Annotated in this window: 12 protein-coding genes; 7 read left to right on the forward strand and 5 right to left on the reverse strand. The window is 62.6% G+C overall.

Annotated elements, in window-relative coordinates; genetic code table 11:
- Nucleotides 1-276: 276 nt before the first annotated feature.
- From IMX17_RS06485 to clcB, 5 genes are all read left to right on the forward strand, one after another.
- Nucleotides 277-993, forward strand: coding sequence for an ABC transporter permease (locus IMX17_RS06485; RefSeq protein WP_193549500.1), 717 nt, complete (start codon nucleotides 277-279; stop codon nucleotides 991-993).
- A 64-nt stretch (nucleotides 994-1,057) separates the two neighbouring features.
- A complete protein-coding gene (locus IMX17_RS06490) occupies nucleotides 1,058-1,915 on the forward strand; it encodes a glycine betaine ABC transporter substrate-binding protein (RefSeq protein WP_227414518.1) in 858 nt (285 codons plus the stop codon).
- A 9-nt stretch (nucleotides 1,916-1,924) separates the two neighbouring features.
- A complete protein-coding gene (gene osmW / locus IMX17_RS06495) occupies nucleotides 1,925-2,575 on the forward strand; it encodes an osmoprotectant ABC transporter permease OsmW (protein ID WP_015377782.1) in 651 nt (216 codons plus the stop codon).
- The gene (gene osmV, locus IMX17_RS06500; RefSeq protein WP_182264535.1) at nucleotides 2,572-3,711 is read left to right on the forward strand and encodes an osmoprotectant ABC transporter ATP-binding protein OsmV; all 1,140 of its coding nucleotides are present in this window, start codon (nucleotides 2,572-2,574) and stop codon (nucleotides 3,709-3,711) included. Before osmW ends, osmV begins: the two co-directional genes overlap by 4 nt.
- Before the next feature lie 125 nt (nucleotides 3,712-3,836).
- Entirely contained in the window at nucleotides 3,837-5,138 is a 1,302-nt protein-coding gene (gene clcB, locus IMX17_RS06505; protein WP_193549501.1) for a voltage-gated ClC-type chloride channel ClcB, read from the forward strand.
- Here clcB and IMX17_RS06510 read toward each other — a convergent pair.
- Nucleotides 5,135-5,527 (reverse strand): helix-turn-helix domain-containing protein, encoded by a 393-nt coding sequence (locus IMX17_RS06510; protein ID WP_182265102.1) that lies wholly within the window; start codon nucleotides 5,525-5,527, stop codon nucleotides 5,135-5,137. The two genes, clcB and IMX17_RS06510, sit on opposite strands and share 4 nt — an antisense overlap.
- Before the next feature lie 69 nt (nucleotides 5,528-5,596).
- Between IMX17_RS06510 and IMX17_RS06515 the strand changes: the two genes are divergently transcribed.
- A complete protein-coding gene (locus IMX17_RS06515) occupies nucleotides 5,597-6,091 on the forward strand; it encodes a DUF2938 family protein (RefSeq protein ID WP_046898441.1) in 495 nt (164 codons plus the stop codon).
- A 5-nt stretch (nucleotides 6,092-6,096) separates the two neighbouring features.
- Here the strand turns inward: IMX17_RS06515 and bioD are convergent, their stop codons facing one another.
- From bioD to IMX17_RS06530, 3 genes are all read right to left on the reverse strand, one after another.
- On the reverse strand, nucleotides 6,097-6,762 hold the full coding sequence (gene bioD, locus IMX17_RS06520) for a dethiobiotin synthase (protein WP_033650480.1): 666 nt from the start codon (nucleotides 6,760-6,762) through the stop codon (nucleotides 6,097-6,099).
- Between the two features lie 144 nt (nucleotides 6,763-6,906).
- A complete protein-coding gene (locus IMX17_RS06525; protein ID WP_033642978.1) occupies nucleotides 6,907-8,124 on the reverse strand; it encodes an ROK family transcriptional regulator in 1,218 nt (405 codons plus the stop codon).
- A 159-nt stretch (nucleotides 8,125-8,283) separates the two neighbouring features.
- A complete protein-coding gene (locus IMX17_RS06530) occupies nucleotides 8,284-9,174 on the reverse strand; it encodes a LysR substrate-binding domain-containing protein (RefSeq protein WP_046898442.1) in 891 nt (296 codons plus the stop codon).
- A 147-nt stretch (nucleotides 9,175-9,321) separates the two neighbouring features.
- On the opposite strand from IMX17_RS06530, the gene IMX17_RS06535 reads away from it, so the two are divergent.
- The gene (locus IMX17_RS06535) at nucleotides 9,322-10,590 is read left to right on the forward strand and encodes an MFS transporter (protein ID WP_193549733.1); all 1,269 of its coding nucleotides are present in this window, start codon (nucleotides 9,322-9,324) and stop codon (nucleotides 10,588-10,590) included.
- Between the two features lie 50 nt (nucleotides 10,591-10,640).
- Here IMX17_RS06535 and IMX17_RS06540 read toward each other — a convergent pair whose 3' ends face one another.
- Nucleotides 10,641-11,927 (reverse strand): glycoside hydrolase family 10 protein, encoded by a 1,287-nt coding sequence (locus tag IMX17_RS06540; protein WP_193549502.1) that lies wholly within the window; start codon nucleotides 11,925-11,927, stop codon nucleotides 10,641-10,643.
- Nucleotides 11,928-12,009: the final 82 nt, after the last annotated feature.

The following is a 12,009-nucleotide window of genomic DNA, read 5'->3' on the forward strand; positions in this document are numbered from 1 at the left end:
CACGGTCAACGACAGGGTGCTATACCTTCCCTAGCCGGCGCCTTTGGGCTTCGTGCTTTCTCGGGTTTAAATATCAGTATCTTATGCTGATTAACTCACGTATTGAGCCTACGTTCAGCACGCTGTGCCGAACGCACCCTTCGCTCAATGTCGCAATGTCGCTAACCTCATGCGAAACGCCCGTTTTGTACCGCCACGCCCGCCGGGCCGTGGGTAACAATCAGAGCGGAATGCGCCGTCTCGTCGGCCGCTCCGCGCAACGGAGGACGCAACATCATGCACAAGTCAGCGCCATACCGGCGCCTGCTCCTCGGGAGCCTGCTGTTTATCGCCGTCATCGCGCTGCTGGTTTACGGCATCGGTTGGGACACCCTCAAGTCGCGCCGGGAAGATTTGATCTACCTCGGCCAGCAACACATGTTCCTGGTGGCTTGCTCCATGCTGCTGTCGCTGCAGGTCGGCATTCCCAGCGGTATCTTGCTGAGCCGCCCTTTCGCCCGCCGCTGGGCTGAGCACGTGATGCAGATCTTTAACGTCGGCAACACCCTGCCGCCGCTGGCAGTGTTGGCGCTGGCGATGGTGATCATCGGCATCGGCGACCGGCCGGCTGTGGTGGCGCTGTTCCTCGCCTCGCTGCTGCCTATCGTGCGCAATACCTATGCCGGCCTGCGTTCGGTGCCGCCGGCGCTGGTCGAGGCCGCCAACGGTATTGGCATGACCGCCGGGCAGCGGCTGCGCCAGGTCGAACTACCCAACGCCCTGCCGGTGATCTTCGCCGGGGTGCGCATCGCGATGGCGATTAACGTCGGCACCGCGCCGCTGGCGTTTTTAATCGGCGCCAGCAGCTACGGCGAGCTGATCTTCCCCGGCATCTACCTGAACGACTTCCCGACGCTGATCCTCGGCGCCGCCGCCACCGCGCTGATCGCCCTGCTGCTCGATCTGGCGCTGGCCGGTCTCGGCCGCCGGCTCAGCCCGCACACCGCATCCTGATGGGAGAAACGCGATGACTCGATGGTTACAACGCCTCCGCCACGCGCTGCTGTTCTCCTTGCTGATGACCGGCGCGGCCGCCTGGGCTGCCCCGCTGACGCTGGCGAGCAAGAACTTTACCGAACAGCGCATTCTGTCGGCGATCACCGTGCAATACCTGCGGGCCAAAGGTTTTCAGGTCGAACCCAAGACCAACCTGGCCACGGTGATCACCCGCAACGCGATGATCAACAAGCAGATCGACATGACCTGGGAATACACCGGCACCTCGCTGATCATCTTTAACCACATCAATAAGCGCATGTCGCCGCAGGAAACCTACGACACGGTGAAAAAGCTCGACGCCAAACTCGGGCTGGTGTGGCTGCAGCCGGCGGACATGAACAACACCTACGCCTTCGCCATGCAGCGCCAGCGCGCGGAAAAAGAGCAGATCCGCACGATGTCGCAGCTGGTGGCCAAAGTGGAACAGGTGCGTAAAACGGACCCTAAACACAACTGGCTGCTGGGGCTGGATCTGGAGTTCGCCGGCCGCTCGGACGGTCTGAAACCGATGCAGGCGCTGTATAACATGCCGCTCGATCGCCCGCAAATCCGCCAAATGGACCCCGGCCTGGTGTACAACGCCATCCGCGACGGCTTCGTCGACGCCGGGCTGGTGTACACCACCGACGGCCGGGTGAAAGGCTTCGATCTGCAGGTGCTGGAAGATGACAAAGGCTATTTCCCGAGCTACGCGGTCACGCCGGTGGTGCGCGCCGACGTATTGCAAAACACGCCGGGGCTGGAAGAAGCGCTGAACACGCTGTCGAAACAGTTCAATAACCAGGTGATCACCGAGCTTAACGCCAGGGTGGATATCGACTATCAGACGCCGCAACAGGTCGCCGACGCGTTTCTCAAGCAGCGCGGCCTGATTTAAGGAGGCATGATGAATACCTTACTCTACGCCTGGCAAAACTGGGCCTATATCGCCGGGTTGACGCTGGAACACCTGCTGCTGGTCGGCGTCGCCGTGGGTCTGGCGATCCTGATCGGCGTGCCGCTTGGCGTGCTGATCGTCCGCCACAAATGGCTGGCGACGCCGGTGCTGAGCCTGGCCACGCTGGTGCTGACCGTGCCCTCCATCGCCCTGTTCGGGCTGATGATCCCGCTGTTTTCATTGATTGGCCACGGCATCGGCTACGTGCCGGCGATCACCGCGGTGTTTCTCTACTCGCTGCTGCCGATCGTGCGCAATACCCACACCGCGCTCGACAATCTGCCCGGCGGGCTGCGCGAAGCCGGCCGCGGCATCGGCATGACGTTCTGGCAACGGCTGCGCTGGGTGGAGATCCCGGTGGCGCTGCCGGTGATTTTCGGCGGCATCCGCACCGCCGTGGTGATGAATATCGGCGTGATGGCGATCGCCGCGGTGATCGGCGCCGGCGGCCTCGGCCTGCTGCTGCTCAACGGCATCAGCAGCAGTGACATTCGCCAGTTGATTACCGGCGCCGTGATGATCAGCCTGCTGGCGATCGTCCTCGATTGGTTATTGCACCGCTTGCAAATTGCGCTCACGCCCAAGGGGATCCGCTCATGATTAAATTGGAAAATCTGACCAAACAGTTCATGCAAAAGAACGGCACGCCGTTCAACGCCGTCGACAACATCAATCTGGACGTGCCGGAAGGTGAAATCTGCGTGCTGCTCGGCCCTTCCGGCTGCGGCAAAACCACCACGCTGAAGATGATCAACCGCCTGATCGAACCCACCGGCGGCACCATTCTGATCAACGGCGAAGACACCAGCGCGCTGGATACCGTCAGCCTGCGCCGTAAAATCGGCTACGTCATCCAACAGATCGGCCTGTTCCCCAACATGACCATCGAGGAGAACATCACCGTGGTGCCGCGCATGCTGGGCTGGGACAAAAAACGCTGCCACGCCCGCGCCGAGGAGCTGATGAGCATGGTGGCGCTGGATCCCAAACGCTTTTTGCACCGCTACCCGAAAGAGATGTCGGGCGGGCAGCAACAGCGCATCGGCGTGATCCGCGCGCTGGCTGCCGATCCGCCGGTGCTGCTGATGGATGAACCCTTCGGCGCGGTGGATCCGATCAACCGCGAAACCATCCAGAACGAGTTTCTCGACATGCAGCGCCAGCTGAAAAAGACCGTGATGCTGGTCAGCCACGACATCGACGAAGCGCTGAAGCTCGGCGATCGCATTGCGGTGTTCCGCCAGGGCAAAATCGTGCAGAACGCCAGCGCCGATGAGCTGCTGGCGCGGCCGGCCAACGAGTTCGTCGCCTCCTTTGTCGGCCAGGATCGCACGCTGAAGCGCCTGCTGCTGGTGCAGGCCGGCGACGTGGCAGGCCAACAAGAGACGGTGACGGTGCGCCGGGAAACGCCGCTGGTGGAGGCGTTCGGGCTGATGGACGATATCGACGCCCGTTCGGTGACGGTGGTGGACGCCGACGGCAAGCCGCTGGGCTACGTCAAACGCCGTGAGGCGCGCGGCGCGTCGGGGGTATGCGCCGACAGCCTGCACCGCTTCCGCGTCACCGCCCGCGCGGAGGAGAACCTGCGCGTGGTGCTGTCGAAGCTGTACGAGCACAACACCTCCTGGATGCCGATCGTCGATGAAGACGGCCGCTACAGCGGCGAAATCTCGCAGGATTATATCGCCGACTACCTCAGCTCCGGCCGCACGCGCCGGGTGTTGACGCCGCAATAACCCGCGCCGGGGCGCTGGCCGCCCCGCCCATGCCGCAGTTTGCTAAAGATTCACTGGTCATCGGCCGGAGCGCCAAGCACAATGCGCTGATGACCCTTTGATTTTTCTCACGACGCCGCCCACGCATGAAAAGATTGGTCCACCTGCACCACTATCGCGCCCTGCTGCGCAGCCTGTTTATCGCCGTGTTTATCGGCGTCGCCGCCGCCCTGGCGGTGTGGCTGTTTCACCGTTCGATGATTGGCCTCGAGTGGCTGCTGCTCGGCAATGCCGACGGCAGCCTGGTGGCCGCCGCCGCCGCGCTGCCCGGCTGGCGACGCGCGCTGACGCCCGCGCTGGGCGGTCTGGCGGCGGGCCTGCTGCTGTATATTCACCAGCGCTACCGCCACCAGCGCCCGGCGGCGCCCACCGACTATATGGAAGCGATTGAGACCGGCAACGGCAAGCTGGATACCGGCGCCAGCCTGGTGAAGTGTCTGGCGTCGCTGCTGGTGGTGTCGAGCGGCAGCGCCATCGGCCGCGAAGGCGCGATGATCCTGCTGGCGGCGCTGGTGGGATCGCTCTTCGCCCAGCGCTTTACGCACGAGAAAGAATGGAAACTGTGGGTGGCCTGCGCCGCCGCCGCCGGGATGGCCAGCGCCTACCATGCGCCGTTGGCGGGCAGCCTGTTTATCGCCGAGATCCTGTTCGGCACCCTGATGCTGGCCTCGCTCGGCCCGGTGGTGATCGCCGCAGTGAGCGCCCTGCTGATGACCAACCTGCTCAACGGAGGCCAGGCGCCGCTCTACCTGGTGACGCCGCTCGCCGCTCCCTTGCCGACGCAATACCTGCTGATGGCGCTGGTCGGCGTGGTGGCCGGCGCCGGCGGGCCGCTGTTTTTGTGGTTGATGACCGCCACCGGCCGCGCCTTCCGATCGCTGCGCCTGAAGCCGCCGTTGCAGCTGGCGTTGGGCGGCCTGTTCGTCGGGCTGCTTTCGCTGCTGTTTCCGCAGGTGTGGGGCAATGGCTACAGCGTGGTGCAGGCGCTGCTGATCGCGCCGCCGGGGGTGTTGCTGCTGGGCGCGATCCTGGTGTGTAAACTGTTGGCGATCCTCGCCAGCAGCGGCTCGGGCGCGCCCGGCGGGGTCTTCACCCCGACGCTGTTCGTCGGCGCCGCGCTCGGATCGATAATCGGTCAGCTGTTCGGCCTGTGGCCGGGCATGGATGCGGCGGTGCCGCTGCTGCTGGCGCTGACCGGCATGGCCACTCTGCTGGCCGCCACCACCCATGCGCCGATCATGGCGGCGCTGATGGTGTTTGAAATGACCGGCGAATACGCGCTGCTGCCCGGCATTCTGCTCGCCTGCGTGATCGCCACCACCGTGTCGCGCGGCCTGCGGCCGGTATCGGTCTACCACACCGCGCCGCCGCCCAAACGCGAGGCTTAGAACTCACCCTGCTGCAATATTTCCCTGAACTGCGGGCACTGCAGGTGCTCGGGCTCAGGGCAATCGACCATGTGCCGCAGCCCGTCGCGCACCTGCATCAGGCGCTGGATATGGCGATCCAACTCATCCGCCCGCGCCGCCAGCAACACGCGATCGAGCGCGATTTTGCCCCGTTCGTCAAACAAGGCGCTCATCTCATCCAACGTAAAACCGGCCAGGCGCGCGAGGGCGATCAACCGCAGTTGATCGAGCACCCCGGCGGCGTATTGACGGCGCAAACCGTGGCGGCCTATCGGGGCGATCAGCCCCTTTTTCTCGTAATGCCGCAGCGCAGAAGGCGCGACTCCGCTCAGGCGCGCCACCGCGCCGATATCCAGCTCTTTTGCCATTGACTTGAAGTCGACTTTAAGTTGCACACTGTGCGCACCTTATCACGTCACTGAACCAAGGACACCCGTATGACCCCCGATTTGTTATCGCGCATTCTGTTAACCGGCGCCGGCGCCACCCTCTGCATGGATTTGTGGGCGTTGCTGCTGAAGCGGCGCTTCGGCATCCCTTCCCTCGATTACGCGCTGGTGGGCCGCTGGTTTCTCGGCATGTTCGACGGCCGCTGGTTGCACGCCACCATCGTCACGGCGCCGCCGCGCCAGGGTGAGAGAAAAATCGGCTGGATACTGCACTACGCCATCGGCTTGGCGTTCGCCTTTATCCCACTCGCTTTGGCGGGCATCGAGTGGTATGCGGCGCCGGAACCGCGCATCGCGCTGTTGAGCGGCTGGCTGAGCCTGGCGGCGCCGTTTCTGGTGATGCAGCCCGCGCTGGGCTTTGGCGTGGCGGCGGCGAAAACCGCCAATCCGCGCAGAGCGCGGCTCCTCAGCTTGATCACCCATACGGTGTATGGGCTGGGCCTGCTAATCGCCGCCCGGTTGTTGGCGACGTTCTGCGCCTGAATGGGCTACAGCAACGTGGAAATATCGAGGTAGTGCGCCAGTTCGCGCTGCTCCGCGCGCGGCAGGTACGGAATTTCACCCAGCAGCGGCGCGGAAATGCGCTGCTGCAGCGCCGTGATGGTTTCGGCATAGTGCGCCAACCCCGGATTGATGCGGTTGGCCACCCAGCCTAACAGGGGCAGGCCGTCGTTGATGATCGACTGCGCGGTCAGCAGCGCGTGGCTGACGCAGCCCAGTTTGATGCCCACCACCAACACCACCGGCAGCTGCTCCTGCACCACCCATTCGGCGTACGGCCGCAGATCGTTCATCAGCACGCGCCAGCCGCCGCTGCCCTCCACCACCACCGTATCGGCTTTGGCGGACAGATCGCGCAGGCCGCTGCTCATCAGGCCGTAGTTGATGTCCTCGGTGGCATGCGCATGAAACACCTCATCCAGACAGGTGATGGGATTGATCTCCTCATAGGACAGCGGCAAGGTGGAAGATGCCTGCAACACCAAAGCGTCTTTATTGCGGATGCCCTCGCTGGTTTCCTGGCAGCGCGCGGCGATCGGCTTGTAGCCCGCGACCGAGCGGCCATCGGCGGCCAGCGCCTGCATCAACCCGCGGGAAACCACGGTTTTACCGACGTCGGTATCCGTGCCTGTCACAAATAAACGCTTCAACATGAATAAAATGCCCCAGAATGCCCCGTTAACAATGTATCGCCGCACCGGCGGCGAAGAAGTCTTGCGGAAAAATTCTAGGGGATGCCGCCACGTAGGGGCTTGAGGTAGCTCAATCTTTTGCGGGATTAATAAGAAGTTCTGATGTTAGCCTTGCAGCAGCTGCACCAGCAATGAACCGTTATACAGCGCCTCTTTCACCAGCGCCGCGCCGGGCATGGTGCCCTGATTGAAGAACTGCGTGGATTCAACCTTGACCTGCTCGCTGTAGGCCGGCAGCGCCTGCTGGCGAATGCAGGAGGCGATAGCCGGGTGCAGGATCTCCGCCGCGCGGTTGAGCGGCGAACCCACCAGGATCTTCTCCGGATTGAACAGGTTAACCATGATAGCCAGAATGCGCCCCACGCTGTGGCCGACGCCGAGGATGATGTCCCGCGCCAGTTGATCGCCCGCCAGCGCGGCGTCGCACAGCGATTCAACGGTCAGCGGCGCGCCGTGCAGGCTGGAGCTCATCGAGCCGCTCAGCCGCTGCTGGGCGATCTCCAGCATGTTCTCGATGCTGGCCACGGTCTCGAGGCAGCCGTGGTTGCCGCAGTAGCAGCGTTTGCCGTAAGGATCGACCTGGGTGTGGCCGATCTCCACCACGCTGTGGCTGCCGGCATGCAGCACGTGGCCGCCGGTGATCACGCCGGCGCCAACGTTGTGGTCGATCACCACCTGAATCACGTTCTGGCTGCCGCGCGAGGCGCCGTACAACGCCTCGGCCATGGTCCAGGCGCTGATGTCGTGTTGCAAATAGACGGGCAGACCGGTCCGGGTTTCCAGCGCCGGGCCGAGCGGCATCTCCAGCACGTCGTAAAACGGCATGCGGTGCACCACGCCGGACTGCACGTCGATAATGCCCGGCAGCGTAATAGCGATCGCCGTCAACCGTTCCAGCTTGCTTTGGTGGCGAATAAAGAATTGATCGACTTCGGTCAGGATGCGTTTCAGCAGCGGTTCGGGATCTTCGGCCGCCAGCGGCAGCAGCTCTTCCACCACCAGTTTGCTGCTCAGATCGCGCAGCGCCAGCGTGATGCTGCCGCGGCTGATGCGGGCGGACAGGTAGTGCCAGGCCTCGGTGTCCAGCACCAGCCCTACCGCCGGGCGCCCCCGGCTGCCGATTTCCTGGTACTCGGTTTCCTTGACCAGATGGGCTTCCAGCAGTTCGCGCACGATCTTGGTGATGCTGGCGGGCGCCAGCTGTGCGCGTTTTGACAGTTCGATGCGCGAAATCGGGCCCAGTTGATCGATTAGCCGATAAACCGCCCCCGCATTGGTCTGTTTGATTTGATCAATATGCCCAGGCTGCCCAACCGCAATCACAAACCGGCTCCTACTATTTTTCGCGCTTCTAAATAAAGACTAGGGGTTATGGTGGGGCTTTTGTCATACAGCGTCAACTATTTGATTCGTTATGTGATTTGCTGCACAAATTCCTCGCAATTTCAGCGCGGATTGATTTTTATTTGCCCAACCTCAACGTCATTTCAGCATTAATGCCATCAGCGCCTGCGCCGCGGCGGTCAGCGGCCGTCGGCGGTGATGCACCAGCCACACTTCGGTCGTGGCGTCCGGCTCCGCCAGCGGCAAATAGCGCACGCCGTCCACCCGCACCCGGGCGAAAGACGCCGGCAGAATCGAGACCCCCAACCCGGCGGAGACCAGACCGATGATGGTCATCGCTTCTCCCACTTCCTGAGTGATATACGGGGTGATACCGGCCTTGCCGAGCAGCAGCAGAATTTCGTCATACAGCGCCGTGCCCACTTCGCGCGAGAAGAACACGAACGGCTCCTGCGCCAGGTGTTGAAAACGCAGCGCGCCGCCGGGCGTTTCCGCCAGCGGATGCCCCTCCGGCACCACCGCCACCAGCGGTTCGCGCAGCAACAGCTGATAGTGCAGCGCTTCCGGCAGCCGCGTGTTGCGCATCACCCCGAGATCCAGCTCACCGTTCAGCAGCGGTTCGATCTGCTGTTTGGTGTTGATTTCGCGCATCTTGATGTGCACCTGCGGAGAATGCTGACGGAAAGCGCGCAGGCTGCGCGCCACCACGCCGATAAAGGGCGCGGAAGAGGTAAAGCCGATGGTCATTTCCCCCAGTTCGCCGCGATCCAGGCGCGCCGCCTTTTCCGCCGCGCGGCCGACCTGATCGAGCACCTGATAGGCTTCTTTGAGGAACATCTCCCCTGCCTGCGTCAAGCTGACGTTGCGGTTGTTGCGCGCCAACAGCCGCGCGCCGACCATCTCCTCCAGCGCCTGGATTTGCTGGCTGAGCGGCGGCTGGGAGATACGCAGCCGCTCGGCGGCGCGGCCAAAATGCAGCTCTTCCGCCACGGCGATAAAGTAACGCAGGTGTCTCAACTCGATATTCATATTTAAAAAGTCTTAATTGTAATTATTAATATATTAGACAAAAAAATCGCCGCTCCCTATCATTTTGTTATCTGCAAAGTGTCTGTTTATCTCCCCGAAGTTCGGTAAGGAAACGCTGTGACAACCCCTGTGCGTTCTGCGGCCGTGATGCCGTCGACGCTGGCCGCCAACGATGACGCGGCCGCTGCGCCAACAGTAAAACGCTCCACCCTCAACAACAAACTCCCCTACATCGAACGCGGTACGCCGCAGTTTATGCGCGTAACGCTGGCGCTGTTTTCCGCCGGGCTGGCGACCTTCGCGTTGCTTTATTGCGTGCAGCCGATCCTGCCGGTGCTGTCGCAAGATTTCGGCGTCTCGCCGGCCGAAAGCAGCCTGTCGCTCTCGGTCTCTACCGGCCTGCTGGCGATCGGCCTGATGTTCACCGGGCCGCTGTCCGACGCCATCGGCCGCAAGTCGGTGATGGTGGTGGCGCTGTTGCTGGCGGCAGTCTGCACGCTGATTTGCGCCTTTATGACCAGCTGGCACGGCATTTTGCTGATGCGCGCGTTGATCGGCCTGTCGCTGAGCGGCGTGGCGGCGGTCGGCATGACCTATCTCAGCGAAGAGATCCATCCCAGCTTCGTCGCCTTCTCGATGGGGTTGTACATCAGCGGCAATTCGATCGGCGGCATGAGCGGCCGCCTGGTGACCGGGGTGTTGACCGACTTCTTCTCCTGGCGCGTCTCGCTCGGGGTCATCGGTCTGTTCGCCCTCGCCGCCGCCTGCATGTTCTGGCGCATTCTGCCCGCTTCGCGGCATTTTCGCGCCAGCTCGCTGCGCCCCCGCACGCTGCTGATCAACTTCAAACTGCATTGGCACGATAAGGGTCTGCCGCTGCTGTTCGCGGAAGGCTTTCTGCTGATGGGCAGCTTCGTCACCCTGTTCAACTACATCGGTTATCGCCTGCTGGCGGATCCTTATCATCTGAGCCAGGCGATCGTCGGTCTGCTGTCGGTGGTCTACCTTACCGGCTCCTACAGCTCGCCCAAGGCCGGGGCGCTCACCTCGCGCTTCGGGCGCGGCCCGGTGCTGCTGGCGTCGATCGTGATTATGCTGATCGGGATTCTGATTACCGCGTTGCCGCAGGTGCCGGCGATCTTTATCGGCATGATGCTGTTCACCGCCGGTTTCTTCGCCGCCCACTCGGTGGCCAGCAGCTGGATCGGCCGCCGTGCGCGCCGCGCCAAAGGCCAGGCGTCGTCGCTGTATCTGTTCTGTTATTACGTCGGCTCGAGCGTAGCCGGGACCCTCGGCGGCGTGTTCTGGCACAGTTTCGGCTGGAATGGCGTGGCGACGTTCATCAGCCTGATGCTGTTGCTGGCACTGCTGGTGGTGCATTACCTGAAGCGCCTGCCGGAAGCGGCGCGTCTGTGAATAAAAAAGCCGCGGTGGATTACCGCGGCTCGCTATGCCAATGCCGGTGATTATTGACCGGTTTTCCAGCGGGTGCGCAGGTACTCCACGGCCTTATCCGTTTGCGGCTCGGTCAGATAACGTTGCCGGAACAGGATGGTTCCCCCCATCCCCGGCAAGCTCTCGTTGAGATCCAACTGCCTTTTCAGCTCGGGAACGCCGCCGTCGACGGTCCATGCCGGTTCGCTCGCCGATGGCGTGCCCACTTTATACAGCGCCACCCCGGCATAAAGCCGAACCGGCGTGTCTTTCACCACCTCGACCCACCAGTTGGCCAGCACGTCGTAGCGGACTATTTCACGATCGAAAGGCCAGTACAGCTGCGGTGCGATGTAGTCGAGCAGCCCCAGTTTGACCCACTGGCGCGTATCGGCATAGGCCGCATCGTACGATGGCGCGCCGGCCTGAGTCGCCGAACCGGCGGGATCGTCCGCTTTGTTTCGCCAGACGCCCGCCGGGCTAACGCCAAACGCGACAGCGGGCTTTAGCGCCCTGACGGTGGCTGAAACCTGCTTTATCAATTGCAGCGTATTGTCTCTTCGCCAACTGGCTTTGTCTGCAAACCCTTTGCCGTATTCGCGATACGTCTTTTCATCATCCAGCGGCGATTGCGGCGTCTCATAATAGAAATAATCGTCAAATTGAATGCCGTCGACGTCATAGTTTTTGACGACTTCAGCCACCACGCCGGTGATCCAGTTGCGCACGTCGGGTAAGCCAGGATCGAGCGCAAAGCGGTCGTTGGCCGTACGTATCCAGTCGGGATGCAGCGCATAGACGCTGGCCGGCGGGGACTGCAGCGTTTGATTAAGGGCATCAATCGTTTGCTGCCGGGTATTCATGGAAACCCGATAAGGATTCAGCCAGGCGTGCACTTTGATGCCGCGCCGGTGCGCTTCTGTCAGCATAAAGGCCAGCGGATCGTAACCCGGATCCTGGCCCACGGTGCCGGTCAACACCTCCGACCAGGGCAAGATGTCAGAACGCCACAGGGCCGTTCCGTCCGGTTTTACCTGAAAATACACCGTGTTAATCCCGGTTTTCACCATGTCGTCCAGTGCGTCCGTCAGCGCCTGCTGCTGCAGGCGAATTCGCTCTGGCGCGGTTTCCGCTTTCAGGGAGGCCGCCGGCGGCCAGTCCAGCCCCATGACAGTGGCCAGCCAGATGCCCCGCATCGGTGTGACCGGCGGTGCAGGCTGCGGAGGCTTTTCCGGCTCAGGGGGGGTGGCGCATCCGCTCACGCCCAGCATGGCGGCCATCAACAGCCATCCGCCTAGTTTTGTTGCGCCTGTCGGCATAAATGTTCTCCTTCCGTGAGTGACGGTTATCCCATGTCGTAGCGTGCAGAGCAAGAAACCGCCTGCTTTATCAACGCTATCC

Origin of the sequence: Serratia sp. X3 (genome assembly GCF_014982455.1) — a bacterium.
GTDB classification, from domain to species: domain Bacteria; phylum Pseudomonadota; class Gammaproteobacteria; order Enterobacterales; family Enterobacteriaceae; genus Serratia; species Serratia ureilytica.